Source organism: Pelomonas aquatica (genome assembly GCF_026712205.1).
GTDB classification, from domain to species: Bacteria; Pseudomonadota; Gammaproteobacteria; order Burkholderiales; family Burkholderiaceae_C; genus Pelomonas; species Pelomonas aquatica.
On record NZ_JAPPUW010000010.1, the window covers coordinates 43,550 to 67,788 of the forward strand.

Annotated in this window: 23 protein-coding genes and 1 pseudogene; 16 read left to right on the forward strand and 8 right to left on the reverse strand. The window is 70.8% G+C overall.

Features of this window, described 5'->3' with window-relative positions; translation table 11 throughout:
• Window positions 1–9: 9 nt before the first annotated feature.
• The 4 genes and pseudogenes from NYP07_RS12345 to NYP07_RS12360 form a co-directional block, all read right to left on the reverse strand.
• On the reverse strand, window positions 10–2,247 hold the full coding sequence (locus NYP07_RS12345; protein ID WP_378990270.1) for a xanthine dehydrogenase family protein molybdopterin-binding subunit: 2,238 nt from the start codon (window positions 2,245–2,247) through the stop codon (window positions 10–12).
• Window positions 2,196–2,639 (reverse strand): annotated as a pseudogene (locus tag NYP07_RS12350) ((2Fe-2S)-binding protein); the annotation flags it as partial. The pseudogene NYP07_RS12350 and the gene NYP07_RS12345, both read right to left, overlap by 52 nt.
• A 50-nt stretch (window positions 2,640–2,689) precedes the next feature.
• Window positions 2,690–5,056, reverse strand: a complete 2,367-nt coding sequence (locus NYP07_RS12355; protein WP_268150844.1) for a hybrid sensor histidine kinase/response regulator — start codon at window positions 5,054–5,056, stop codon at window positions 2,690–2,692.
• Window positions 5,056–6,660 (reverse strand): FecR family protein, encoded by a 1,605-nt coding sequence (locus NYP07_RS12360; protein ID WP_268150845.1) that lies wholly within the window; start codon window positions 6,658–6,660, stop codon window positions 5,056–5,058. Before NYP07_RS12360 ends, NYP07_RS12355 begins: the two co-directional genes overlap by 1 nt.
• Window positions 6,661–6,768: 108 nt before the next feature.
• On the opposite strand from NYP07_RS12360, the gene NYP07_RS12365 reads away from it, so the two are divergent.
• Window positions 6,769–7,050 (forward strand): hypothetical protein, encoded by a 282-nt coding sequence (locus tag NYP07_RS12365; protein WP_268150847.1) that lies wholly within the window; start codon window positions 6,769–6,771, stop codon window positions 7,048–7,050.
• Here the strand turns inward: NYP07_RS12365 and NYP07_RS12370 are convergent.
• On the reverse strand, window positions 7,040–7,732 hold the full coding sequence (locus NYP07_RS12370; RefSeq protein ID WP_268150849.1) for a TetR/AcrR family transcriptional regulator: 693 nt from the start codon (window positions 7,730–7,732) through the stop codon (window positions 7,040–7,042). The genes NYP07_RS12365 and NYP07_RS12370 overlap by 11 nt on opposite strands.
• Window positions 7,733–7,884: 152 nt before the next feature.
• Here NYP07_RS12370 and NYP07_RS12375 point away from each other — a divergent pair, with 152 nt between their 5' ends.
• The 15 genes from NYP07_RS12375 (at window position 7,885) to NYP07_RS12445 (ending at window position 20,181) form a co-directional block, all read left to right on the forward strand.
• Complete coding sequence (locus NYP07_RS12375; protein ID WP_268150851.1) at window positions 7,885–9,492, forward strand: carboxyl transferase domain-containing protein; 1,608 nt, start codon at window positions 7,885–7,887, stop codon at window positions 9,490–9,492.
• Window positions 9,492–10,025, forward strand: a complete 534-nt coding sequence (locus NYP07_RS12380; protein ID WP_268150853.1) for a GNAT family N-acetyltransferase — start codon at window positions 9,492–9,494, stop codon at window positions 10,023–10,025. Before NYP07_RS12375 ends, NYP07_RS12380 begins: the two co-directional genes overlap by 1 nt.
• Window positions 10,026–10,057: 32 nt before the next feature.
• Entirely contained in the window at window positions 10,058–10,381 is a 324-nt protein-coding gene (locus NYP07_RS12385) for a type II toxin-antitoxin system VapB family antitoxin (protein ID WP_268150855.1), read from the forward strand.
• Window positions 10,378–10,785 carry a type II toxin-antitoxin system VapC family toxin gene (gene vapC / locus NYP07_RS12390; RefSeq protein ID WP_268150857.1) on the forward strand — a complete coding sequence of 136 codons (408 nt, stop codon included), beginning with the start codon at window positions 10,378–10,380 and terminating at the stop codon, window positions 10,783–10,785. Before NYP07_RS12385 ends, vapC begins: the two co-directional genes overlap by 4 nt.
• Window position 10,786: 1 nt before the next feature.
• Complete coding sequence (locus NYP07_RS12395; RefSeq protein ID WP_268150860.1) at window positions 10,787–11,566, forward strand: enoyl-CoA hydratase/isomerase family protein; 780 nt, start codon at window positions 10,787–10,789, stop codon at window positions 11,564–11,566.
• 1 nt (window position 11,567) lies between these two features.
• A complete protein-coding gene (locus NYP07_RS12400) occupies window positions 11,568–12,179 on the forward strand; it encodes a DUF4126 domain-containing protein (RefSeq protein ID WP_268150862.1) in 612 nt (203 codons plus the stop codon).
• Window positions 12,176–13,456 carry an adenosylmethionine--8-amino-7-oxononanoate transaminase gene (gene bioA / locus NYP07_RS12405; RefSeq protein WP_268150864.1) on the forward strand — a complete coding sequence of 427 codons (1,281 nt, stop codon included), beginning with the start codon at window positions 12,176–12,178 and terminating at the stop codon, window positions 13,454–13,456. Before NYP07_RS12400 ends, bioA begins: the two co-directional genes overlap by 4 nt.
• Window positions 13,443–14,657, forward strand: a complete 1,215-nt coding sequence (locus NYP07_RS12410; RefSeq protein WP_268150866.1) for an 8-amino-7-oxononanoate synthase — start codon at window positions 13,443–13,445, stop codon at window positions 14,655–14,657. Before bioA ends, NYP07_RS12410 begins: the two co-directional genes overlap by 14 nt.
• 73 nt (window positions 14,658–14,730) lie before the next feature.
• Window positions 14,731–15,420: a dethiobiotin synthase gene (gene bioD, locus NYP07_RS12415; RefSeq protein ID WP_268150868.1), complete on the forward strand. Its 690-nt coding sequence runs from the start codon at window positions 14,731–14,733 to the stop codon at window positions 15,418–15,420.
• Complete coding sequence (gene bioB / locus NYP07_RS12420; protein ID WP_268150870.1) at window positions 15,417–16,457, forward strand: biotin synthase BioB; 1,041 nt, start codon at window positions 15,417–15,419, stop codon at window positions 16,455–16,457. Before bioD ends, bioB begins: the two co-directional genes overlap by 4 nt.
• A 90-nt stretch (window positions 16,458–16,547) precedes the next feature.
• Window positions 16,548–16,679: a hypothetical protein gene (locus tag NYP07_RS12425; protein ID WP_268150872.1), complete on the forward strand. Its 132-nt coding sequence runs from the start codon at window positions 16,548–16,550 to the stop codon at window positions 16,677–16,679.
• Window positions 16,672–18,666, forward strand: a complete 1,995-nt coding sequence (locus NYP07_RS12430; protein WP_268150874.1) for an acetyl-CoA carboxylase biotin carboxylase subunit — start codon at window positions 16,672–16,674, stop codon at window positions 18,664–18,666. Before NYP07_RS12425 ends, NYP07_RS12430 begins: the two co-directional genes overlap by 8 nt.
• Before the next feature lie 10 nt (window positions 18,667–18,676).
• Window positions 18,677–18,874, forward strand: coding sequence for a hypothetical protein (locus NYP07_RS12435; RefSeq protein WP_268150876.1), 198 nt, complete (start codon window positions 18,677–18,679; stop codon window positions 18,872–18,874).
• On the forward strand, window positions 18,819–19,265 hold the full coding sequence (locus NYP07_RS12440; RefSeq protein ID WP_268150877.1) for a hypothetical protein: 447 nt from the start codon (window positions 18,819–18,821) through the stop codon (window positions 19,263–19,265). Before NYP07_RS12435 ends, NYP07_RS12440 begins: the two co-directional genes overlap by 56 nt.
• 7 nt (window positions 19,266–19,272) lie before the next feature.
• On the forward strand, window positions 19,273–20,181 hold the full coding sequence (locus NYP07_RS12445) for a hydroxymethylglutaryl-CoA lyase (protein WP_268150878.1): 909 nt from the start codon (window positions 19,273–19,275) through the stop codon (window positions 20,179–20,181).
• A gap of 15 nt (window positions 20,182–20,196) precedes the next feature.
• Here the strand turns inward: NYP07_RS12445 and NYP07_RS12450 are convergent, their stop codons facing one another.
• From NYP07_RS12450 to NYP07_RS12460, 3 genes are all read right to left on the reverse strand, one after another.
• The gene (locus NYP07_RS12450) at window positions 20,197–20,649 is read right to left on the reverse strand and encodes a VOC family protein (RefSeq protein ID WP_268150880.1); all 453 of its coding nucleotides are present in this window, start codon (window positions 20,647–20,649) and stop codon (window positions 20,197–20,199) included.
• Between the two features lie 85 nt (window positions 20,650–20,734).
• The gene (locus NYP07_RS12455; protein WP_268150882.1) at window positions 20,735–21,952 is read right to left on the reverse strand and encodes a 6-phosphofructokinase; all 1,218 of its coding nucleotides are present in this window, start codon (window positions 21,950–21,952) and stop codon (window positions 20,735–20,737) included.
• 67 nt (window positions 21,953–22,019) lie between these two features.
• Window positions 22,020–24,233: a putative bifunctional diguanylate cyclase/phosphodiesterase gene (locus tag NYP07_RS12460; protein ID WP_268150884.1), complete on the reverse strand. Its 2,214-nt coding sequence runs from the start codon at window positions 24,231–24,233 to the stop codon at window positions 22,020–22,022.
• Window positions 24,234–24,239: the final 6 nt, after the last annotated feature.

A 24,239-nucleotide genomic window follows, 5' to 3' on the forward strand; every position in this document is an offset into this window, starting at 1 on the left:
GGCGCCCCTTCAGGCGAAGCGGAACGGCAGCTCGCGCTGGCGCTGGCCGGTCAGGCGCGCCACCGCGTTGGCCAGGGCCGGGGCCAGCGCCGGCAGGCCGGGCTCGCCCATGCCCTTGGGCGGGTCGTTGCTGGGCACGATGCTGACCGTCATGACCTTGGGCGCATCGGGCATGCGCGGCATGGCCACGTCGTAGAAGTTGCCCTGCTCGACCACGCCGTCCTTGAGCGTGATGCGGTGCGTCGGCATCGTCGTGCCCAGCGCCATGATGGCGGCGCCCTGCACCTGGGTCTCGATGGCGCGCGGGTTCACGCACAGATTGCAGTGCACGCCGGCATGCACTTCCTCCAGCGCCGGCCGGCGCTCCTTGCCCTTGCCCTTCAGGCTGGCGACGACGACGTAGGCGACGACGGACTCGAAGCTCTCGTGCAGAGCCACGCCCCAGGCCTGGCCGGGCTTGAGCTTGCGCTTGCCATAGCCGCTCTTGTCGACGGCGGCCTGCAGGGCGGCGCGATGGCGCTCGGCCTTGGCATTGCCTTCCATCAGCTTCATGCGGTAGGCCACCGGGTCCTGCTTGGTGGCGAAGGCGATCTCGTCGACCAGGGTCTCCATCACGTAGGCCGTGTGCGTGGAGCCCACCGAGCGCCACCACAGCACCGGCACGTTGACGTCGGGGTGGTGCACGCCGAGGTTCATCGGCAGCTCGTAGGGCTCGCGCATGCCCTCGATGCTGGTCGCGTCCACGCCCTTCTGGTAGCCGAAGCCCTCCAGCGGCGAGCCCTTCAGGATGCTCTGGCTGACGATGCGGTGCTGCCAGCCGAGCACCTTGCCGCTCGCGTCGAAACCGATCTCGGCGCGGTGCACGGTCATGGGCCGGTAGTAGCCGGCCTTCATGTCGTCCTCGCGGCTCCAGATGACCTTGACCGGCATGGGCTTGCCGGCCTGGGCCAGCGCCACGGCGACGGCCGCCGCCTCGCGTGGCCATTCGGTCGCGGGCGTCGCGCGCCGGCCGAAGCCGCCGCCGGCCATCTGCACATGGATCTGCACCTGCTCGGGCTTGAGCCCGACGGCCTGGGCCAGGTTCATCGCATCGATGCCGGGCATCTGCGACGCGTAATGGAAGTCGCAGCGGTCGGCCTTCAGGTCCACCGTGCAGGCCAGCGGCTCCATCTGCGCATGGTTCAGGTAGGGGAAGACGAAGTCGGCCGTGATGGTCTTCGGGGCCTTGGCCCAGCCGCTCACGTCGGCCTGCAGCTCGGGCCTGGGCGCCGGCGTGCCGGGCGTCTTGGCCAGGGCCAGGTACTGGGCGGTCAGCGCCGCCGTGTCGGGCTTGGGCGTGCCGGCCAGGTCCCAATCGATCTTCAGCGCGTCGCGGCCCTTCTTCGCGGCCCAGTAGCCGCTGGCGACGACGGCGACGCCCTGGCCGCCGCGGTCCAGTGTGACCGGCAGCACGGCCTTGACGCCCTTGACCTTCAGCGCCTCGCTGCTGTCCAGCCTGGCGACCTTGCCGTTGAACACCGGCGGGCGCTGGATGACGGCCACCGCCATGCCGGGCAGCTGCACGTCCATGCCATAGGCCTGGGTGCCGGTGGACTTGGCCCGGCTGACGGTCAGCGTCGTCGGCTGGCCGATGCGCTTGAAGGCCTTGGGGTCCTTCAGCGTGACGGCCTCGGGCACGGGCAGCTTCATCGCCGCGTCGAAGAACTCGCCGTAGCCGGCGCTCTTGCCGCCACCGCTGATCACCCCGTTCTGAGCCGTCAGCGACGCCGCCGGCACGCCCCAGGCCTGGGCGGCGGCCGCCAGCAGCATGGCCCTGGTGCGCGCGCCCAGCTCGCGGTATTGCTGGTAGCTGTTCTTGACCGAGTTGGAGCCGCCGGTCAGGTGGATGCCGAACAGCGGGTCGACATACTCACCCTTCTGGTCGCCGAAGCCGGTGCGGACCTGGGCCCAGTCGGCGTCCAGTTCCTCGGCACAGATCATGGCCAGGCCGGTCTCGATGCCCTGGCCCATGTCCATGCGGTTGCACAGGATGGTGGTCGTGCCGTCCCTGGCGATGCTGACGAAGGCCAGCGGCTGTTCGGTGGGCTTGGAGCCGGGCTTGGCCTTGGCGTCCTGGGCCACGGCCAAGCCCGGCAGCAGGGCCAGGCCGACGGCGCCGCCGACGGTGGTGGTGACGAAGCTGCGGCGGGAAAGACCGCGGCCGCATGGATGGCGGCGCGGATGCGCGTGTAGGTGCCGCAGCGGCAGAGGTTGCCGGCCATGGCTTCGTCGATCTGCGCGTCGGTCGGCTTGCCGTGGGTCTTGAGCAGGGCGGTCGCGCTCATGACCTGGCCGCTCTGGCAGTAGCCGCACTGCGCCACGTCGTGCTCGACCCAGGCGGCCTGCACGGCCTGCCCGATCCTGTCGCCGGCCAGGCCTTCGATGGTCGTGACCTGGGCGCCGGCCACCGACGACACCGGCGTCATGCAGGAGCGCACCGGGGAGCCCGCCACGTGCATCGTGCAGGCGCCGCACTGGGCCGCGCCGCAGCCGAACTTGGCCCCGGTCAGCCGCAGTTCCTCGCGCACGGCCCACAGCAGGGGCATGTCGGGCTCGACGTCGAGCGACGCGGCGCGACCGTTGACGGTCAGGTTGATCATGGAAAGCCTCCGGGGGTGGGAAGCTGCGGACTCCAGCCAGAAGCGCCGGCTCAGGCTTTGGCGTATTTGGCGAGCGCCTGCAGCAGCGCGGCCAGGCTCAGCGGCTTGGTCAGGTGGGCGTCGCAGCCGGCGGCCAGGGACTGCTGCACGTCGGTGTCGAAGGCATTGGCCGTCAGCGCGACGATGGGCGTGCGCGGCCGGCCCTCGGCGGCCTCGATGGCGCGCCACTGCCGCGTGGCCGAGAGGCCGTCCAGCACCGGCATCAGCATGTCCATCAGCACGAGGTCGAAGCGCCGGCCGCGCAGCGCGGCCAGGGCTTGCTCGCCGTCGCAGACCCGCATGACGCTGTGGCCCAGCGGCGCGAGCATGCCTTCGATGACGAGCACGTTGACGTCGTTGTCCTCGGCCAGCAGCAGCGCGAGCGGCCGGGCCGGCGCGATGCGCTCGGTGCGCAGCCCGATCAGCTCGTCATGCGGCGGCCGCGAGTCCGGCAGATCCAGCCTCGCCTCGAAGCGGCTGCCCTCGCCGGGCCGGCTCTGCACGCTGACGTCGCCGCCCATCAGCCGCGCCAGGCTGCGCGTGATGGACAGGCCCAGGCCCGTGCCGCCGAACTCCTGCGCGATGCTGGCGTCGGCCTGCGCGAAGGGCTGGAAGATGCGCTCCAGCCGCTCCGGCGCAATGCCGATGCCGGTGTCCTGCACGCTCAGGCAGACCAGGCCCGAGGCCTCGCGCGACAGCTCCACCGTCACGCCGCCGGCCTTCGTGAACTTGATGGCGTTGCCGACGAGGTTGTTGACGATCTGGGCCACGCGCTGCGAGTCGCCCAGCACCCAGCCCGTGGCCTCGCTGCGCGCGAACACGCGCAGCCACAGGCCCTGGCTCTGCGCGCGCTCGCGCAGCAGCTCCAGCTGCAGCTCGACGAGGTCGACGAGATTGAAGGGGTGGGAGGCCAGTTCGAGCCTGCCGCTCTCGATGCGGGCGTTGTCCAGCAGGTCGTTGATGAGGGCGAAGACCTGGCGGCCGGCATGGCCCAGCACCTCGACGTAGTGGGCCTGGTCGGGCTTGAGCGGCGAGCGGGCCAGGATGTCGGAGAAGCCCAGCACCGCGTTCATCGGCGTGCGCATCTCGTGGCTGACCTGGGCCAGCAGCTCGGTCTTGGCGCGGCTGCGGGCGTCGGCGAGCTCGCGCTCGCGCGTCAGCTCGCGCTCGCGCAGGCGGGCCCGGCGGCGCTGCTCCAGCTCGGTGGCCAGCAGCACCAGGCCCAGCGCATACAGCGCCGGCGCGGCCGGCGGCATCCAGCCGGCGCGCGTGGCGGCCCAGGCGATGAGGACCACCAGCGCCAGCGCGAGCAGGGCCGCGGGCGCCCGGCGCCTGAAGCCCAGCGGCAGCGCGGCGCAGGCCAGCAGCAATGCACCCAGGCCCCAGGCCAGCGCGCCGCGGTCGCGCAGCACGAGGGCGGGCTCGGCGCCCAGGGCCTCGAACACGGCAGCGTTCAAAGCCATGCCGCTGAGCCGGCCCTGCGGCGTCATGACCTCGTCGGCGAAGAAGGCGCTGCTGCCGACGAAGACGCTGCGCCCGGCCAGCTGGCGGGCCAGCCCGGCGTCGTCCACCTCGCCCAGCGCCGCGCGCATCAGGCGCTGCCAGGAGACGCGCGGCAGCTCGCCGCCGTTCAGCGGCAGGCGCAGGCGCAGCCGGCCCTGCTCGTCCACCGGCCAGCGGCGCGCGCCGGCCACCAGCTCGCCGCCGTCGACGCGCCAGCCGGCCGCGCCGTCGGCGCGCAGCCGCGCGGCCAGGGCCAGGCCGGGCAGGCCATGGCCCTGCACCTGGTGCAGCAGCGGCAGCTCGCGCAGCAGGCCGTCGTCGTCCAGCGCGACGGAGATGACGCCCAGGCTGCCGCGCTGGGTCAGCGCGTCCAGCAGCGGGTCGGCCGGCGCGGTCAGCGCGGCCCAGCGCAGGCCGGCCGGCTCGCCCCCCAGGCGCTGCAGCGCCGCGCCTTCGGACGGCGACGCCCCCGCCAGCTCGACGCCGGCGCGCTGCTGCGCCGCCAGGCCGGCCGCGGCCAGCACGGTCGGCGGACTGCCGGCCAGGGCCTGGGCGAAGCGGACGTCGCCGTCGCGCGGGCCGGCGAAGACGATGTCGATGACGACGAGGCGGGCGCCGGCATGGCGCAGATAGTCCAGCAGCAGCGCATAGGTCTCGCGCGAATAGGGCCACTCGCCCAGCGGCTCGCGCAGAGCGCGCAGCGAGGCGTCGTCGATGTCGACGATGACGCTGCCCGGCTGCGCGGCCGGCGCGGGTGCGGCGGCGCGCACGAGGGCGTCGCCCAAGGCCCGGTCGACCCGCGGCTGCACGCCCATCAGGCTCAACAGCGCCCAGAGCGCCAGCGCGCCGGGCAGGGCCAGCCAGGGCCAGCGCATCAGAGCAGCGGCAGCAGCACGAGAGGCAGCAGCCAGATCCAGCGCGGATAGGGCTGCTCGATCATCTGCGCCTGGCCCCAGGGGCTGGGCGCGCCCGCCGCGTTGAAGGCGCGGGCACGCAGGAAGTATTGGCCGGGCGAGGGCTTGGGCAGCGCGACCTCGGGCTTGTCGGTCGCGAAACGCTGCACGTCGGCGCCGTCGAAGGCGGCCGTCCTGGCCCATTCCAGCTCGTAGCGCACGACGCCCTCGTCGGCCCGCCAGCGCAGCTTGAGCTGGTCGCCGCTGACCTCGGGCTCGGCCGGCGGCGGCGCGGGCGGCGGGGGCTTGAGTTCGAAGCGCTGCGGGTCGCCGAAGGGGCCGGCATGGCCGTTGGCCTCGACGGCGGCGATGCGCCAGTGGTAGACGCCATCCGGCAGCCTGGCCTCGTAGCCGGCGGCGGCGATGGGCGACGGCTGCAAGGCCAGGTCCTTGAAGCCGGCGTCGCGCGCGACCTGCAGGCGCACGCCGGGCGCAGCGGTGTTGCGCGTCCAGGCCAGGGCCATGCCGCCGCTGTAGCTGACGGCGCCCTCGGCCGGCGCCTGGATGAAGGGCGGCTCGGGGCGGGCCTGCAGATGGATGTCGGCATCGGCCGCGGCGCCCTCCTGGCCGCGGGCGTCGATGGCGCGCAGCCGCAGCGTGTAGTCGCCGTCGGGCAGCTCGCGCGCCTCGGGCCAGGCGGCCACGGGCTCGGCCACGCGGGCGTCCAGCAGCAGGCGCTCGAAATCGCCCCTGGCATAGAGCTGCGCCCGCCAGGCCACCGCGCCGGCTGGCGACGCGGCCCAGCCCAGGCGCAGCGGCAGACGCTCGGCCGTGCGCGGCAGGCTGGCCAGGTCGGGCGCCGGCAGCAGCAGCGCCACGCTGCGCGCCTTGCCCTCGGCCAGCAGGCCCTGGCCGCCGGCGACGTTCGGGCCGAGGCCGTCGGCATGCACCGCGCCGGACAGCACCTGCATGCGGCTCTGCGCGCCGGCCGCCTGCACGCGGAACTCGGTGCCGCGCACGCCGAGGTTCACATGCGGCGTGCGCAGCTCGTACAGCGGCGCGTGCTGGGCATTGGGCACGACGCGGTTGTCCGCGCCGCCCTGGTTCAGGTTCAGGCGCACGGCCGGGATGGCGTCGCGGCCGAGCACGAGGAGCTGTTCCAGCGTGACTTCGCTGTCCGGCGGGACCAGCAGGCGCGAGCCGTCGGCGAAGCGCAGGCTGGCGCTGGCCTGGGCCCCGGTGCGGATGCGGTCGCCGCTCTGCAGCGTCGCGCCGGTGGCCAGCGCTTCGTCGGCCCCACCGGCCGCATTGCGCTGGCGCCGCACGTCGCCCTTCACGAACACGGCCTCGGCCACGGCGGCCTCGCGCTTCAGCCAGGCCACGGGCATGCGCAGCGTCGAGCCGGGCTTGAGGCGCAGCGGGTCGGGCACGCGGTTGAGCTTTTGCAGCTCGCGCCAGCCGTGGGGCGGCGCCAGCCAGGCCTCGGTCAGCGTGATCAGCGTGTCGCCGGCCGCGATGCGGTAGCGCCAGTCGATGTCGGCGCCGTCGGGCTCGGCACGCAATGCGCCGCCCCCAGCGAACAACATCACCGCAAGCCAGACTCTCAGCCCGCACATCGCTGCCTCCCGTGCTCTCTTCGGAGCACCCATCCTAGCGATAGCCGGAGAATGCCCCATCGAATTCAGGAGGGCGTGATGCCAGCAATTTCGCGCTTTACCGGCTGGCTGCGCCGCCAACCGCTGGCCTGCTTCGGCCTGATGGTGCTGGGCTTCATCGCCTTCGGGCTGCTGACGCTGGACCTGCTGCGCGTTGTCGGCGCCAACGCCGGCCTGCTGTGGAACAACGGCTGGCAGGGGCTGGAAGACGGCGGCCTGCGCCAGCTGCTGGAGCTGCTGGCCACCACGGCCGCGGCCATGGCGGCCTGGCTGTTGTTCAAGGTCTGCGAGACCCTGCTCGTGCAGACCTTCACTCGCTAGCCAGCGCCTCCTGCAGCCGCGTGCGCAGCTGGCGCAGCCGCTGCAGCTCATGGTCGGGCGCCTGCAGGGCCGGCCACAGCAGCGCGACGAGGTCGCGCGCGCTGGCCTCCACGTCGATCTGCCGGCCGGTGATGACGACCTCCCACAGCATCTGCTCGATCGGCCCGAAGACGAGGGAGCGCAGCAGCCGCAGCGGAATGTCGCGCCTGACCTCGCCGGCCTCCTGGCCGCGCGCCAGCAGGTCCATCAGCGGCGCCGTGTAGCGCCGCTGCAGTTCCACCAGCGCTTCGCCCAGCCCCTGGCCCTTGGCCCGGCCTTCGGACAGCACCAGCGCGCAGATGCCCGTGCCCTGCACGAGGAAGACCTGCAGATTCGTCAGCACGAGGAATTCCAGTTGCTCGCGCACCGGCGCCTGGCGCGGCAGGCCGGCTTCCATGGCGGCGATGTTCTCGTCGTACCAGTCCTGGATGACCCGCATGCACAGCTCGCGCTTGCCGCGGAAATAGGTGAAGACCGTGGCCTCGGAGATGCCCAGGCGCTGCGCGATCTCGGTCGTCGTCGCGTTCTCGTAGCCACGCTCGGCGAACACCTCGCGGCCGACGCGCAGGATGTCGCGCACGCGCTGCTCGGCCTTGGGGCCGGCCGGCGCGCGGCGCTGCACGGGAGCGGGGGCGGTCTTCATAGCGGCCGGATTCTGCTCAATTATTGAGTAACACTCAAGTCGACATTGCATCCGCGCCGCCACTGGATTATTCTGGCGCCCCTCATGCGGCTCACGAGGCCGTCGAACCATCAAATTGAGCCCTGCTTAAGCACGGCTTGCCGGGAGACACCATGCCGGTCCTGACCACCCAGCTCAACCCCCGCTCGGCCGATTTCAAGGCCAATGCCGAGGCCATGCGCGGCCACCTCGACGACCTGAACGCCAAGCTGGCCCAGATCGCGCTGGGTGGCGGCGAGGCCGCGCGCGCCAAGCACACGGCCCGCGGCAAGCTGCTGCCGCGCGACCGCGTCGAGATGCTGCTGGACCCCGGCACGCCCTTCCTCGAACTGGCGCCTCTGGCCGGCCTGAACCTGTACGACAACGCGGCGCCCGGCGGCGGCGTCGTGGCCGGCATCGGCCGCGTGGCGGGCGTGGAGTGCATGGTGGTCTGCAACGACGCCACCGTGAAGGGCGGCACCTACTACCCCATCACCGTCAAGAAGCATCTGCGGGCCCAGGAGATCGCCGCGCAGAACCGCCTGCCCTGCATCTACCTCGTGGACAGCGGCGGCGCCAACCTGCCGAACCAGGACGAGGTCTTCCCCGACCGCGACCACTTCGGCCGCATCTTCTTCAACCAGGCCAACCTCAGCGCCGAAGGCATCCCGCAGATCGCCGTCGTCATGGGCTCGTGCACCGCAGGCGGCGCCTATGTGCCGGCGATGAGCGACGAGACCATCATCGTGAAGAACCAGGGCACCATCTTCCTGGGCGGCCCGCCGCTGGTGAAGGCGGCCACCGGCGAGGTCGTCACGGCCGAAGACCTGGGCGGCGGTGACGTGCACACGCGCCTGTCCGGCGTGGCCGACCACCTCGCCAACAACGACACCCACGCGCTGGCCATCGCCCGCAACTCGGTCGCGCGGCTGAACTGGAGCAAGGCAAACCCGCTGGCCATGCAGGAACCCAAGGCGCCGGCCCATGACCCGGCCGAGCTGCATGGCGTGATCCCGACCGACACGCGCAAGCCCTTCGACGTGCGCGAGGTCATCGCCCGCATCGTCGACGACTCGGAGTTCGACGAGTTCAAGGCCCGCTACGGCACGACGCTGGTCTGCGGCTTCGCCCACATCGAGGGCATGCCGGTGGGCATCGTCGCCAACAACGGCATCCTGTTCGCCGAGAGCGCGAACAAGGGCGCGCACTTCATCGAGCTGTGCTGCCAGCGCAAGATCCCGCTGGTCTTCCTGCAGAACATCACCGGCTTCATGGTTGGCCGCAAGTACGAGAACGAGGGCATCGCCCGCGCCGGCGCCAAGATGGTGACGGCCGTGGCCTGCGCCCAGGTGCCCAAGTTCACGGTCATCATCGGCGGCAGCTTCGGCGCCGGCAACTACGGCATGTGCGGCCGCGCCTACAGCCCGCGCTTCCTGTGGATGTGGCCCAACGCGCGCATCTCGGTGATGGGCGGCGAGCAGGCGGCCAGCGTGCTCTCCACCATCCGCCGCGACGGCATCGAGGCCAAGGGCGGCAACTGGAGCGTCGCCGAGGAGGAAGCCTTCAAGGCGCCCATCCGCCAGCAGTACGAGGACCAGGGCCACCCCTATTACGCGTCGGCCCGGCTGTGGGACGACGGCGTCATCGACCCGGCCGACACCCGCCGTGTTTTGGCGCTGGGCTTGAGCGCGTCGCTGAACGCGCCCATCCCGGAGACGAAGTTCGGCGTGTTCCGGATGTGATGGAAATTCGCCCACTCCAACCGAGCGATTCGCTCGAAGAGCTGACCCTGCTGCACGCCGCCTACGCCAGCCTCGCCGCCCAGGGCTGGAACTTCACGGCCGTGAACCAGAGCGTGGACGTCACGCGCGAGCGCCTGGCCGGCGCCCAGGGCTTCGTTGCCGAACTGGACGGCCGCATGGTGGGCACCGTCGCCATCCGCGGCCCCAAGCCCGCCGGCGAGGCCTATATCGCCGACCCGCCACCGCCGCTGTACACGACGCCGGGCACGGCCATCCTGTCGCAGCTCGCCGTGCACCCCGACTGCCGCGGCCAGGGCCTGGGTGAGCGGCTGATGGACACAGCCGAGGCTTGGGCGCGCGAGCAGGGTTTCGAACGCATCGCCCTCGACACGGCCGAGCCGGCCGAGGCACTGCGCCGCCGCTACGAGCGCCGCGGCTATGCCGCCGTGGGTGGCGTGCGATGGCAGGGCAAGACCTATGCGTCCGTGCTGATGACCAAGCCCCTGGCATGCCAGGCGAGCCATCAGACATAAAATGTGTAATCAATGCTGATATTGAACACATCATGCGCACCAACATCGACATCGACGACGATCTCATGACTGCAGCGCTGGCAGCTGGCCCGTACCGGACCAAGCGCGAAGCAGTCGAAGCGGGGCTGAAGCTGCTGCAACGGCAGGCGGCGGCACGCAAGCTGCTTGAACTCGAAGGCAAGGTGGCTTGGGGTTGGGGCGACGAGGAGCGGCTGCTCAATGAGCCCAACTGGCAGCAGCCGGAGCCAGCCACAGTACGAGCACGCCCCGCACAACCCAGCAAGGCCAAGCCAGCCAAGCTCCAGCGAACCAAGCCGGCTCGCCGAGCCGCCGTCGCCCGCAAGGTGGAGACGTGATCGTCGTCGACAGCAGTGTCTGGGTGGACTTCTTCAACGGAGCGGAATCCATGGAACGCGACACCCTCCGAGAGCTGATACGCCGAGCGCCCTCGCAGGTCGTCGTACCCGAACTGGTGCTCTACGAGGTGCTCTGCGGCTTCCGCGACGAGCGCCAGAAGCGCAAGGCGAAAGAAGCCTTCGAGGCCCTGGAATGCGTCCAGTCGCTGAGCCTTCAAGGCGCGGAACGCGCCGCACAGCGCTACCAGGATCTGCGCAGCAAAGGCATCACGATCCGCAGCCACATCGACGTGCTGCTGGCCTCGTATTGCATCGACCACGATCTCGTGCTGCTGCAACGCGACCGGGACTTCCATCCGTTTGCCCAGCATTTCGGCCTGCGCCTGCTGCAACCTCTGCATTGACATGACCGCCCTGCATATCCAGACCAACGGCCCCGTCGCCCGCGTCACGCTGAACCGCCCCGAGGTGCGCAACGCCTTCAACGAGGGCTTGATCGCCGAGCTGACCGCGGCCTTCACCGAGCTGGGCCAGCGCAGCGACCTGCGCGCCATCGTCCTCGCCGCCGAGGGCAAGGCCTTCTGCGCCGGCGCCGACCTGAACTGGATGAAGGCCATGGCTGGCTATTCCTGGGACGAGAACCATGTCGACGCCACAAGGCTGGCCGACATGCTGTGGGCCCTCTACAGCTGCCCGGTGCCGGTCGTCGCGCGCGTGCAGGGCGACGTCTATGCCGGCGGCGTGGGCCTGGTGGCCTGCGCCGACATCGTCGTCGCGGTGGATGCGGCGGGTTTCTGCCTCAGCGAAGCCAAGCTCGGCCTGCTGCCGGCCACCATCGGCCCCTATGTCGTCAAGGCGCTGAGCGAGCAGGCCTCGCGGCGCTACTTCGTGACGGCCGAACGCTTCACGGCCGCCGAGGCGAAGCGCCTGGGCCTGGTGCACGAGGTCGTCGCCGCCGACGCGCTGGACGCCAAGGTCGACGAGCTGGTCGCTGCGATCACCGCCAACGGCCCCGCCGCCGTGCGTGCCTGCAAGCAGCTCGTGAAGGACGTGGCCGGCCGCGAGATCACGCCCGCGCTGCGCGACGACACCGCGCGGCGCATCGCCGACATCCGCGCCAGCACCGAGGGGTGCGAGGGCGTGCGAAGCTTCCTCAACAAGAGCAAGCCGTCCTGGCTCGCCTGACATGAACCTCGACACCCCCCACCTGCTCGCGCTGGCCGCCGCCCTCGGCTGGGCCAGCGGCCTGCGGCTGTACCTGACGGTGCTGCTCGTCGGCATCACCGGGCACTGGGGCTGGATCGCGCTGCCGCCGGGGCTGCAGGTGCTGGCCTCGCCGCTGGTCATGGGCTGCGCCGCCGCGCTGGCGCTGGTCGAGTTCCTGGCCGACAAGGTGCCGCTGGTCGACAGCGCCTGGGATGCGCTGCACACACTGATCCGCATTCCCGCCGGTGCGGCCCTCGTGGCCGGCCTCGTCGGCGGCTGGGCCGGCGACCACGGCGAGGCCTGGACCGCCGTCGCCGCGCTGATCGGCGGCGGCCTCGCGGCCACCGCGCATGCGGCCAAGGCCAGCACGCGCGCGGCGGCCAACACCTCGCCCGAGCCCTTCTCCAACCTCGGCCTGTCGCTGGCCGGCGACGTGGCCGTGCCGACGATGCTGTGGCTGGCCTGGGCCCACCCCTTCGTCTTCTTCCCGCTGCTGGCCCTGACGCTCGCCGTCATGACCACGCTGATCTGGTACTGCTTCAAGTTCCTGCGCGCGCTGCTCCAGCGCGTGCGCCGTCCGAGACCCGCATGACTTCCCTCCAAGACCGCAGCCGCGCGGCCGTCTGGCATCCCTGCACGCAGATGGCCCGCCTCGCCGACGTGCCGCCCCTGCCCATCGCGCGCGGTGACGGCCCCTGGCTGTTCGACACCGACGGCAATCGCTACTTCGACGCCAACTCGTCCTGGTGGGTCAACCTGTTCGGCCACAGCGACCGGCCGCTGCACGACGCCATCAAGGCCCAGCTCGACACGCTGCCCCATGTGATGCTGGCCGGCTGCACACACGAGCCCGCCGTGCGCCTGGCCGAGCGGCTGTCGGCGCGCACGCAAGGCCGGCTGGGCCATGTGTTCTTCGGCAGCGATGGCGCGAGCGCCGTCGAGATCGCGCTGAAGCAGAGCTTCCATGCCTGGAAGAACCGTGGCCGCGCCGACAAGCGCGAGTTCGTGTGCCTGAAGAACAGCTATCACGGCGAGACGCTGGGTGCGCTCAGCGTGACCGACGTGCAGGTCTTCCGCGACGCCTACGACCCGCTGCTGATGCGGGCCCACATCGTCGCGTCGCCGGATTCGCGCCTCGGCAACGAGGCCGAGGCGCTGGCCGCGATGCGCACGCTGCTGGCCGAGCGCCACGCCTCCATCGCCTGCGTCATCGTCGAGCCGCTGGTGCAGGGCGCGGCCGGCATGGTCATGCATTCGCCCGGCTATCTGAAGGGCCTGCGCGAGCTGACGCGCGAGTTCGGCGTGCACCTGATCGCCGACGAGATCGCCGTGGGCTGCGGCCGCACCGGCAGCTTCTTCGCGTGGGAGCAAAACCAAGCCGACTGGCCCGACTTCCTGCTGCTGAGCAAGGGCATCACCGGCGGCACGATGGCGCTGTCGCTGGTGCTGACGACGGACGAGGTGTTCTCGGCCTTCTGGAGCGAGGACGTCACGCGCGGCTTCCTGCACTCCCACTCCTACACCGGCAACCCGCTGGCCTGCGCGGCGGCCAACGCGGTGCTGGACCGCTTCGATGCCGGCCAGCTCGAAGACAACCGCGCCCAGGCCGATCGCCTGGCCCGCGCCTTCACCCCCTTGACCTCGCGCACGACGCATTGGCGCCAGCGCGGCATGATCCTCGCCTTCGATGTGCCTGAAGCACCACCCCGCTTCGCCGAGCGCTTCCACCTTGCAGCGCGCGCACACGAACTGCTGATCCGACCGATAGGCAGCACCGTCTACCTGATGCCCCCTTACCTGATCGACGACGCGACCGCGGCCTTCCTGGCCGCGGCCGTGACGGCGACTTTGAACGATGTCCTTGCTTGAACACCTGAGCGCCAAGCTCGCCGCCATCTCGGCGCAGAGCCTGACCCGCACGCTGCGCCGCGCCGACAACGGCACCGCGCCCCGCCAGACCATCAACGGCCGCGAGCTGCTGATGTTCTGCTCCAACGACTACCTGGGCCTGGCCGCCGAGCCGGCGATTGCCGAGGCGCTGGCCGAAGGCGCGCGCCGCTGGGGTGGCGGCTCGGGCGCATCGCCGCTGGTCAGCGGCCACAGCGCCGCCCACGAGGCCGTCACCGACACGCTGGCGGCGTGGTTTGCGCCGCACATCCCCGAGGCCCGCGCCATCGGCTTCTGCACCGGCTATATGGCCAACCTCGCCGTCGTCACGGCGCTGGGCGACGAGCACACCGAGATCTTCTCGGAGCAGCTCAACCACGCGTCGCTGATCGACGCCGCGCGGCTGTCCAAGGCCAAGGTCACGCGCTTCCCGCACGCCGACCTCGCCGCCTTGCGCACGGCGCTGGCCGCCAGCATCGCCAAGGTCAGGCTCATCGTCACCGACGCCGTGTTCAGCATGGACGGCGACCTCGCGCCGCTGCCCGGCCTGCTCGCGCTGGCCGAGGAATTCGACGCCTGGCTCGTCGTCGACGACGCGCATGGCTTCGGCGTGCTCGGCAGCACCGGCCGCGGCTCGCTGGAACACTTCGGTCTGAACAGCGAACGCCTGATCCTCGTCGGCACGCTGGGCAAGGCCGCCGGCCTCGCGGGCGCCTTCGTCGCCGCCCACGCGACCATCGTCGACTACCTGCTGCAGGCGGCGCGCAACTTCATCTTCTCGACCGCCTCGCCACCGGCCGTCGAGCATGCGCTGCTGACCAGCTTCGCGCTCATCGACGGCCCCGTCGGCGCCGCGCGCCGCGCCAACCTCGTCGCCCGCCAGGCCCAGCTGCGCGACGGCCTGCTCGCGCTGATCGCCCGCCACCCGCGCCTAAGCTGGTCGCTGACCGACTCGGCCACGCCCATCCAGCCGCTGATCGTCGGCGGCAACGCCGCGGTCATGGCCCTGGCCGCCGCGCTGGAAAGCGCCGGCCTGCGCGTGCCGGGCATCCGCCCGCCCACCGTCGCCGCCGGCACCGCGCGGCTGCGCATCACGCTGTGCGGCACGCACACGGCCGCCGATGTCGACGCGCTGCTGACCGCTCTCGACCGCGCGGCTTCGGCGCAGGAGCTGGCCGCGTGAGCGCCGCGCCGGGCCGCCCCAAGCAAGCTCGCTCCCGCCTGGCGGGACAGCGCGTAGCGCGAAGGGTGCACTCATGAAAGGCTTCTTCATCACCGGCACCGACACCGAGATCGGCAAGACCGCCGTCACGGCCGGCCTCGCGCATGCGTTCGCGCAGGCGGGCCGGCGCGTCGCCGCGCTCAAGCCCATCTCGGCCGGCCTGGATTTCGTCGACGGCCACTGGCTCAACGACGACGTCGAGCGCCTGCGCGCGGCCGGCAATATGGGCCTGACCTCGGCCGAGGTCGGCGCGCTGCAGCTGCGCACCGCCTGCGCGCCCCACATCGCCGCCCGCGTCGAGAACGAGGCCATCGCCCGCGAGCCGCTGCTGCATGCGCTGCGCTGGGTGGGTGGCCGGGCCGACGTGGCCCTGGTCGAAGGCGTCGGCGGCTTCCGCGTGCCGCTGAACGACGAATGGGACACGGCCGACCTCGCCACCGACCTCGGCCTGCCCGTCGTCCTCGTCGTCGGCCTGCGCCTGGGCTGCATAAACCACGCATTGCTGACGGCCGAGGCCGTGCGCGCCCGCGGCCTGACCTTGGCCGCCTGGGTGGCCAACACGGTGGACGCGCATCAGCCCCACGTCACCGACAATCTGCAGGCGCTGCAAGCCGGCCTGCAGGCCCCCTGCCTCGGCCATGTGCCCCGCCTGGCCCACGCCGACCACACCACGGTGGCGCGCCACCTGGCGCTCCAACCCCTGCTCGGACACCTCCCCGCATGAACCAGATCCAGACCCTCACCCCCACCACCGACGCCGAGCGCCGCCAGGCCAAGCCCTGGACCGTCGCCGAGGTTGCAGCCCTGTTCGAGCTGCCCTTCAACGACCTGCTGTTCCGCGCCCAGCAGGTGCACCGCGAGCATTTCGACGCCAACGCGGTGCAGCTGTCCACGCTGCTGTCCATCAAGACCGGCGGCTGCGAGGAAGACTGCGCCTACTGCCCGCAGTCGGCCCACTTCGACACCGGCCTGAAGGCCGAGAAGCTGATCCCGCTGGAAGAGGTCATGGAAGCCGCCCGCGCGGCCAAGGCCAATGGCGCGACGCGCTTCTGCATGGGCGCCGCCTGGCGTAGCCCCAAGCCCCGCCACCTCGAAGCCATCGGCACGATGATTTCCGAGGTCAAGGCCCTGGGCCTGGAGACCTGCCTGACCGCCGGCATGCTGGAAGACGGCCAGGCCGAGCAGCTCAAGGAAGCCGGCCTGGACTACTACAACCACAACCTCGACACCGCACCCGAGTTCTACGGCCAGATCATCACGACGCGCACCTATCAAGACCGCCTCGACACGCTGGACCGCGTGCGCCAGCAGGGCCTGAAGGTCTGCTCCGGCGGCATCGTCGGCATGGGCGAGACGCGCCGCCAGCGCGCCGGCCTCATCGTGCAGCTGGCCAACCTCGACCCCTATCCCGAGAGCGTGCCCATCAACAACCTCGTGCAGGTGGAAGGCACGCCGCTGGCTGGCACGGCGCCGCTGGACCCGCTGGAGTTCATCCGCACCATCGCCGTCGCCCGCATCACCATGCCGCGCGCCATGGTGCGCCTGTCCGCCGGTCGCGAGGAGATGCCCGAGACCATGCAGGCCCTGTGCTTCCTGGCTGGCGCCAACTCCATGTTCTATGGCGACAAGCTGCTGACGACGAGCAACCCGCAAGCCGAGAAGGACCGCGCGCTGCTGCAGCGCCTGGGCATGCGCTGCTCGACCGAGGCCGAACTGACGCCTTCGGACGCGGCGGCCAAGGTGCAGGTCTGCGCGCACTGACCGCTGCGACATCAGCGCGTCGACGGCCCATCAACCCGTTGCGCGCCCCGAACCTGAATCCACAAGAAGACGGCTGAGGAGATATCAAGCATGTTCAAGAAGATCCTGATCGCCAATCGCGGCGCTCGCGCCGAAGGCGCGGTCGCGCAAGCGACAAATTGCATGGTGCTCGGCGCAGCCGAGCACGCAGGCGAGTTCCCCTCGGGAGCACGCCATGTTTAAGAAGATCCTCATCGCCAACCGAGGGGAAATCGCCTGCCGCGTCGCGGCCACGGCCCGCCGCATGGGCATCCAGACGGTGGCCGTCTACTCCGAGGCCGATGCCGACGCCCAGCACGTCAAGGCCTGCGACGAGGCCATCCTGATCGGCAGCCCCGCGCCGCGCGACTCCTATCTGCAATGGGAGCGCATCCTTGATGCCGCCAAGCGCACCGGCGCGCAGGCCGTGCACCCGGGCTATGGCTTCCTCAGCGAGAACGAGGCCTTTGCGCAGGCCTGCGCCGATGCCGGTGTCGTCTTCATCGGCCCGCCGCCCAGCGCCATCCAGGCCATGGGCCTGAAGGCCGAGTCCAAGCGACTGATGGAGGCCGCCAAGGTGCCGCTGGTGCCGGGCTATCACGGCGCCGACCAGGACCCGGCGCTGCTGAAGAAGGAGGCCGACCGCATCGGCTACCCGGTGCTGATCAAGGCCAGCGCCGGCGGCGGCGGCAAGGGCATGCGTGCGGTCTACGGCGCCGACGAGTTCGACGCGGCCCTTGCCTCGTGCAAGCGCGAGGCCATCAACAGCTTCGGCGACGACGCGGTGCTGATCGAGCGCTATGTCCAGCGCCCGCGCCACATCGAGATCCAGGTCTTCGGCGACACGCAGGGCGACTGCGTCTACCTGTTCGAGCGCGACTGCTCCGTGCAGCGCCGCCACCAAAAGGTGCTGGAGGAAGCGCCCGCGCCGGGCATGACGGCCGAGCGCCGCGCGCAGATGGGCGAGGCCGCCGTGGCCGCCGCCAAGGCGGTCGGTTATGTCGGCGCCGGCACCGTGGAGTTCATCGCCGAGCAGGACGGCCGCTTCTATTTCATGGAGATGAACACGCGGCTGCAGGTGGAGCATCCGGTGACGGAAGCCATCACGGGGCAGGACCTGGTCGAGTGGCAGCTGCGCGTGGCCTCCGGCCAGCCGCTGCCGCTGAAGCAATCGGAACTGCGCATGCACGGCCATGCCATCGAGGCCCGCATCTGCGCCGAGAACCCGGACGGCGGCTTCCTGCCCGCCACCGGCACGCTGGACGTCGCGCGCTGGCCGGCACACGTCGCCTTTGAACGCGGCAACGTCCGCATCGACGCCGGCGTGCGCGAGGGCGATGCGATCAGCCCCTATTACGACTCGATGGTCGCCAAGCTCATCGTCTGGGGCGAGGACCGCGCGCAGGCGCTGGCCCGGCTGGACGCCGCGCTGCGCGACACCCATGTCGTCGGCCTGCAGACCAACGTCGCCTTCCTGCGCCGCTGCGCCGCGACGGCCTCGTTCGCCGGCGCCGACCTCGACACCGGCCTGATCGAGCGCGAGAAGGCCGTGCTGTTCGACCAGCCCGGCCTGCCGCTGCGCATCAGCGCGGCCGCCATCGTGGCCCACACGCTGGCCGTCGAAGCCACGACCCAGGGCAGCGACCCGTGGAGCGCCCGCGACGGCTGGCGGATGTTCGGTTCGGCCACGCGCCGCTTCGACCTCGAAGCCGGCGGCAGGCACTTCGATGCGCTGCTGTCGCGCCACCACCGCGGCGGCATGACGCTGACCGTCGAAGGCGAGGCCATCGAGTTCGCCGTGCAGTCGAGCGATGCCGAGACGCACGAACTCTTCCTCGGCACGGATCCCGAAGTTCAGCGATTGCGCGTGAAGACCTATGCCCAGGGCGAGCGTGTCGCCGCGTTCGCGCCGACGGGTTCCGCCGTGCTGACCGAGGTGGACGTCATCGCCCACGCCGGCGACGGCCCGGCCGAAGGCGGCCGCCTGACGGCCCCCATGCCCGGCAAGCTGATCGCCTTCCTGGCCAAGGCCGGCGACACCGTTACCCAGGGCCAGCCGCTGGCCGTCATGGAGGCGATGAAGATGGAGCACACCATCAGCGCGCCGCGCGACGGCAAGGTGGCCGAGCTGCTGTTCGCCGTCGGCGACCAGGTGGGCGATGGCGCCGAGTTGCTGAAGCTGGAAGCGTGACAATCCGGCCATGCTGCGCACGCTGAAGATCACCAATCGCAAGAGCCAGGCCGCAGAGGATCTGGCTTACTGGCGTTCGCGCCCGATGGCCGAACGCATGGCGGCCGTTGAAACGCTGCGACAGCAACTTCTGGCACCCCACGAGTCCGGCGATGCTGAACCAAGACTTCAAAGAGTTTGCCGAGTTGCTCAACGCGCGAGGCGTTGAGTACCTGGTTGTCGGCGGCTACGCGCTGGCCGCACACGGGCACCCGCGCTACACCGGCGATATCGACTTCTGGGTCCGACTCAGTCAAGACAACATCCGGCGCCTGCTGGGCGCTCTGCAAGCGTTCGGATTCGGGTCACTCGCTTTGAAGGTGGAAGACTTCGACTCCGACACCATCCTCCAGCTTGGCCAGCCGCCCCGACGCATCGACATCTTGACGGCCATTGACGGCGTGGATTTCGATGCTTGTTTCGAGCGTCGCGAGTCGGCTGTGCTTGGCGGCGTGCCGCTCAACGTCATCGGTCTGACCGATTTCATCGCCAACAAAAAGGCCAGCGGAAGACTGAAAGATCAGGTCGATCTCGAAGCCCTGGACCCACCGCAGCAGTGAACCCATCATGCCCCTGCCCACCCACGTCAAGATCCTCGACGTCGGCCCGCGCGACGGGCTGCAGAACGAGAAGGAGAACGTCGCCACAGAGCACAAGGCCCGCCTCGTCGCGATGCTGCAGGACGCCGGCCTGAAGGAGATCGAGGTCACCAGCTTCGTCAGCCCGAAGTGGGTGCCGCAGATGGGCGACAACGCGGCCGTGATGGCCGCGATCGAGCGCAAGCCCGGCGTCCGTTACTCGGTCCTCGTGCCCAACACCAAAGGGCTGGAGCCGGCGCTGGCTTCGAAGCCCGACGAGATCCTCGTGTTCACAGCGGCCAGCGAGGCCTTCACGCAGAAGAACATCAACTGCTCCATCGCCGAGAGCCTGGAGCGCTTCGCGCCCGTAGTCGCGGGCGCGCACGCGGCCGGCCTGAAGGTGCGCGCGGCGCTGTCCTGCGCGCTGGGCTGCCCCTACGAAGGCGAGATCAGCGCCGACCAGGTGGAGCGCGTCGTGCAGCCGCTGCGCGCGCTGGGCGTGGACGCGATCGACATCGCCGACACCATCGGCGTCGGCACGCCGCGCAAGGTGCAGGCGGCGATGGAGCGGGCGCTGAAGCACTTCCCTGGCCCGGAGGTGTCGGGCCATTTCCACGACACCTATGGCCAGGCGCTGACCAATATCTACGCCAGCATGGAGCTGGGCGTGCACAGCTTCCACGCCAGCGTGGCCGGCCTGGGCGGCTGCCCCTATGCCAAGGGCGCGACGGGCAATATCGCGACCGAGGACGTGGTCTTCATGCTGGACGGCCTCGGCATCGCTACCGGCATAGTCCTCGACAAGCTGGTGGACGCCGGCGCCTTCATCTCCCAGGTGCTGGGCCGCCCGCCGATGTCGCGCGTCGCGCGCGCGATGCTGGCCAGGCGCGCCGGCTGAGCGATTCGCCCGGCGTCAGACCGGCGGGTTCCTGAGGCGCTGGCTGAACCACCAAAGATGCCCGTCCGGGTCCACGCAGCCGTAGCTGCGGTCGCACCAGTGGGCGGCACCATAGTCGTTGTCCGTCGGCTCGTAGGTCACGCGGGCGCCGGCCGCGCGGGCCCGGTCGCAATGCGCGTCCACGTCGTCGACGTAGAGGAAGAGGCCCTGCGTGTTGACGCCGCCGATGGCCCGCGGTGCGCGGCCCGGCACGCCAAAGCGCGCCTTCCGCCCGGCGCTGCCCTCCGAGACCATGACGATGGCCTCGCCGTAGCGCAGCTCGCTGTGCATGACGCTGCCGTCGGGCGCGTCCACGACGATCTCGACCTCGAAGCCGAAGGCGTGCTGGTACCAGGCGATGGCCTCGCGCGCGTTCTCGCAGTAGAGGGCCGAGGACAGGCGCGGCCAGCCGGGCGGGGTGGGTTTCATGGCGGTCTCCGGGGAGTGGGGCGCGGTTCAATTCCCGTCCCGATCAACGTCAACGGCCCGGTTCATCAGACCCGGGCCCTGAAGCTCAGCCGCGCCTGAGCACCTTGGCGACGGGGTTGGGCCGCAGCCGGTAGGCGTCCGGCATGCCCGAGCCCAGCAGCGGGCGCAGATAGAGGCGGAAGGCGTCGGTCACGTCGGTGCCGGCGGCGTTGATGAAGTGGTCTTCCATCGTGCGCGTCTTGCCGGCCACGGCGGCCAGCGGCAGCAGCTCGTAGTCCACCGAGTAGTAGCCCACGCGCCGGATGGCGACGGACCCGTCGCGGTCGCCATGGAAGGCGTATTGCACGGCCTTCTCGCCGACCTCTCTAGCCTCGCGCTGGTCCACGTCGGACACGCAGCCCAGGAAGCTGCGCTGCAGATAGCCGAAGGTGTCGCCGCGCACGCGCTTGATGCCGAGACGGGCCTTGATCTCCTCGCAGAGCAGGTCGGCCAGCGCGCCGGTGCCGCTGAGCTGCACATTGCCGTGGGCGTCGCGCTCCAGGTCGCCAGCCAGCCTGGACAGCATGGGCGCGCCCGAGGCGTCGTGGATGCCCTCGCTGACGGCGATGACGCAGCGGCCGTAGCGCGCGTGCGTGGCCTTCACGTCGTGCAGGAACTGCTCGATGTCGAAGCTGCGCTCGGGCAGGTAGATGAGATGCGGGCCGTCGTCGTCGAACTTCTTGCCCAGGGCCGCGGCCGCCGTCAGGAAGCCGGCGTGGCGGCCCATGACGACGCCGACGTAGACGCCCGGCAGCGCCGCGTTGTCGAGGTTGGCGCCGGCGAAGGCCTGGGCCACGAAGCGCGCGGCGGACGCATAGCCGGGCGTGTGGTCGTTGCCGACGAGGTCGTTGTCGATGGTCTTGGGGATGTGGATGCAGCGCAGCGGGTAACCGGCCGCCGCGGCCTCCTCGGACACGATGCGCACCGTGTCGGACGAATCGTTGCCGCCGATGTAGAAGAAATGCGTGATGCCGTGGGCCTGCAGCACGATGAAGATCTCGCGGCAGTAGGCGGCATCGGGCTTGTCGCGCGTGGAGCCCAGCGCGGACGCGGGCGTGTTGGCCACCAGCTCCAGGTTGTGGCTGGTCTCCTGCGTCAGGTCGACGAAGTCCTCGTTGACGATGCCGCGCACGCCGTGGCGCGCGCCGTAGACCTTGCCCACGCCGGCCTGGCGCCGCGCTTCGAGCACGACGCCGACGAGGCTCTGGTTGATGACGGCGGTGGGGCCGCCGCCCTGGGCGACGAGGATCTTGGCGAGGCTCATGGGCGCTCCTGGCAGGTCGTGGCAACGGCGCAGTTTAGGGTTCCGCCGCCTCGGTGCAACCAGGGGTTCAGCGCGCCATGAAGCTCTCGAGCTGGTCCGCCGGCATGGGCTTGGCGAACAGCCAGCCCTGGCCTTCGTGGCAGCCCAGACCGATCAGGTAGCGGCGCTGCTCCTCGGTCTCGATGCCTTCGGCGATGACCGTGAGGCCCAGGCCGCGGCCGAGGTTGATGACCATCTGCGCAATCGTGGAACCGGCCGACGAGGCCTGCGCCTCCTGCACGAAGGCGCGGTCGATCTTCAGGCGGTCCACCTGCAGTTGGCGCAGCTGGCTCAGCGACGAGAAGCCGGTGCCGAAGTCGTCGATGGCGACGGAAAAGCCCAGGCGCTTGATGTCGGCCAGCACGCGCAGCACGAGCTCGGCGTCCTCCATGGCCATGGACTCGGTGATCTCGAGCTCGATGCTCTGGCCGGCGACGCCGCTGTCCTTCAGCGCGCGGGCCAGCATGTCGAGGAAGGCCGGGTGGCGGAACTGGGCCATCGAGATGTTGACGGCCATGCGGAACTCGGCATGCCCCTGGTCCTGCAGCTCCCTGAGCTGCCGGCAGGCCGTGCGCATGACGAATTCGCCGATGGGGATGATGAGGCCGCTCTGCTCGGCCAGCGGGATGAACTGGTCGGGCGGGATGAAGCGGCCGTCCTCGGTGCGCCAGCGCAGCAGGGCTTCGGCGCCCAGCACGCGCCCGCTGCCCAGGTCGACCTGGGGCTGGTAGACGACGAAGAGGCGGTTTTCCTCGAAGCCGGTGCGCAGGCCCTTGAGCAGCTTGAAGCGCTCGCGCGCGTCGCTGCCCATGGCGGCGGAGAAATACTGCGAGGCGCCGCGCTGCTGCTGCTTGGCGCGCTTCAGCGCGATCTGGGCGTCCAGCAGCAGCTCGGAGCCCACGGCCGTGGACTCGCCCAGGCGCACGAGGCCGGTCGTGGCCGACAGCTGCAGCCGCTCGCCGGCGACGACGAAGGGCTCGGCGAAGACGGCCTGCACGCTGTCCGGGCAGACCTTGGCATGCTCGCCGAGCACGCCGAAGGTGTCGGCGCCGACGCGGGCCATGGCCGTGTTCAGGCCGAGCATCTCGCTCATGCGGTGCACGACGGCCTGCAGCACCTGGTCGCCGAAGTGGTGGCCGAAGGCGTCGTTGATGTCGGAGAAGTCGTCGATGTCGATCAGCGCGAGCGTGACGCCGGCCGGGTCCTTCAGGTTCTTGTCCAGCAGCTCGACGAAGCGGTTGCGGTTGGGCAGGCGCAGCAGCGGGTCGTTGTAGGCCTGGTCCAGCAGTTGGCTGTACAGCACGACGTTCTCGAAGCCGACCGCGATGTTGGAGCAGAAGGCGCGCAGCAGCTGCTGGTCGAGCTCGTCGAGCTCGCGGCCGACGTCGACCAGCGCGGCCATCGCGCGGCCCTGGCCCATGCCGAAGTAGAGGCAGGTGCCGTCGTCGTAGAGGTTGCGCTGCTCGCGCAGGCAGCGCTCCAGGCGCTCGCGCACGTTGGCGATCTTGACCTGGGCCAGCGGCCGGTCGATGAGGCCGCTGTACTGGCCGGCGGCGGCGACGATGCGGACCTCCTCGCCGGCATCGCCGCCCATCTGCGCGCAGACCAGGCCCTCGGGCAGGATGCCCAGCAGCGCGCAGAGCTGGGTGACGACCCCTTCGGCGAAGCGCGAGAGGCCGCGCATGCGCGACAGCGAGGTGCTGCTCTCGACGATCATCTCCAGGCCGCGGCGGTTGGCCTCCAGCGCGCAGATCTGCCGGTAGGAGCGCACGGCCGCGGTCAGCACCGTGTACAGCCGCGTGCGGGTCAGCTCGGACTTGGTCTTGTAGTCGTTGATGTCATAGGCCTGCACCGTCTCGATCTCGGGCGCATAGCCGGGCTGGCCGGTGCGCAGCACGATGCGCACCGCGCCCAGGCGCAGCTCGTCGCGGATGTGGCGCACCAGCTGCAGGCCGGCGTCCTCGCTCTCCATGACGACGTCGAGCAGCACGACGGCGAGGTCGTCCTCGCTCGCAAGCAGCTGGCGGGCCTGGGCGGCGGATGAGGCGTGCAGGAAGACCAGGGGCTGGCCTTCGACCGTGAGCCCCTGCATGGCCAGTTCGGTGGCCTTGTGGACGTCGCCGTCGTCGTCGACGATGAGGATGCGCCAGGGTCGGTCGTGGGGGCGGTGCTCCGCGTCCGCATGCTCGGGCTCGTCGAGCAGTTCGAGCAGGTCGTCGTCAGCGGCGGGCGTTTCTTGCATGGGGGC

Excerpts from the sequence above, each read along its gene's own strand:
- NYP07_RS12455 (WP_268150882.1), bottom strand. The coding sequence starts at position 21,952 with ATGAGCCTCGCCAAGATCCTCGTCGCCCAGGGCGGCGGCCCCACCGCC.
- NYP07_RS12355 (WP_268150844.1), bottom strand. The coding sequence starts at position 5,056 with ATGCGCTGGCCCTGGCTGGCCCTGCCCGGCGCGCTGGCGCTCTGGGCG.
- NYP07_RS12395 (WP_268150860.1), top strand. The coding sequence starts at position 10,787 with ATGACCGCCCTGCATATCCAGACCAACGGCCCCGTCGCCCGCGTCACG.
- NYP07_RS12430 (WP_268150874.1), top strand. The coding sequence starts at position 16,672 with ATGTTTAAGAAGATCCTCATCGCCAACCGAGGGGAAATCGCCTGCCGC.
- NYP07_RS12445 (WP_268150878.1), top strand. The coding sequence starts at position 19,273 with ATGCCCCTGCCCACCCACGTCAAGATCCTCGACGTCGGCCCGCGCGAC.
- NYP07_RS12370 (WP_268150849.1), bottom strand. The coding sequence starts at position 7,732 with ATGAAGACCGCCCCCGCTCCCGTGCAGCGCCGCGCGCCGGCCGGCCCC.
- NYP07_RS12385 (WP_268150855.1), top strand. The coding sequence starts at position 10,058 with ATGCGCACCAACATCGACATCGACGACGATCTCATGACTGCAGCGCTG.
- NYP07_RS12365 (WP_268150847.1), top strand. The coding sequence starts at position 6,769 with ATGCCAGCAATTTCGCGCTTTACCGGCTGGCTGCGCCGCCAACCGCTG.
- NYP07_RS12360 (WP_268150845.1), bottom strand. The coding sequence starts at position 6,660 with ATGTTGTTCGCTGGGGGCGGCGCATTGCGTGCCGAGCCCGACGGCGCC.
- NYP07_RS12425 (WP_268150872.1), top strand. The coding sequence starts at position 16,548 with ATGTTCAAGAAGATCCTGATCGCCAATCGCGGCGCTCGCGCCGAAGGC.
- NYP07_RS12400 (WP_268150862.1), top strand. The coding sequence starts at position 11,568 with ATGAACCTCGACACCCCCCACCTGCTCGCGCTGGCCGCCGCCCTCGGC.
- NYP07_RS12450 (WP_268150880.1), bottom strand. The coding sequence starts at position 20,649 with ATGAAACCCACCCCGCCCGGCTGGCCGCGCCTGTCCTCGGCCCTCTAC.
- bioA (WP_268150864.1), top strand. The coding sequence starts at position 12,176 with ATGACTTCCCTCCAAGACCGCAGCCGCGCGGCCGTCTGGCATCCCTGC.
- NYP07_RS12460 (WP_268150884.1), bottom strand. The coding sequence starts at position 24,233 with ATGCAAGAAACGCCCGCCGCTGACGACGACCTGCTCGAACTGCTCGAC.
- NYP07_RS12440 (WP_268150877.1), top strand. The coding sequence starts at position 18,819 with ATGCTGAACCAAGACTTCAAAGAGTTTGCCGAGTTGCTCAACGCGCGA.
- bioD (WP_268150868.1), top strand. The coding sequence starts at position 14,731 with ATGAAAGGCTTCTTCATCACCGGCACCGACACCGAGATCGGCAAGACC.
- NYP07_RS12375 (WP_268150851.1), top strand. The coding sequence starts at position 7,885 with ATGCCGGTCCTGACCACCCAGCTCAACCCCCGCTCGGCCGATTTCAAG.
- NYP07_RS12410 (WP_268150866.1), top strand. The coding sequence starts at position 13,443 with ATGTCCTTGCTTGAACACCTGAGCGCCAAGCTCGCCGCCATCTCGGCG.
- bioB (WP_268150870.1), top strand. The coding sequence starts at position 15,417 with ATGAACCAGATCCAGACCCTCACCCCCACCACCGACGCCGAGCGCCGC.
- NYP07_RS12380 (WP_268150853.1), top strand. The coding sequence starts at position 9,492 with ATGGAAATTCGCCCACTCCAACCGAGCGATTCGCTCGAAGAGCTGACC.
- NYP07_RS12435 (WP_268150876.1), top strand. The coding sequence starts at position 18,677 with ATGCTGCGCACGCTGAAGATCACCAATCGCAAGAGCCAGGCCGCAGAG.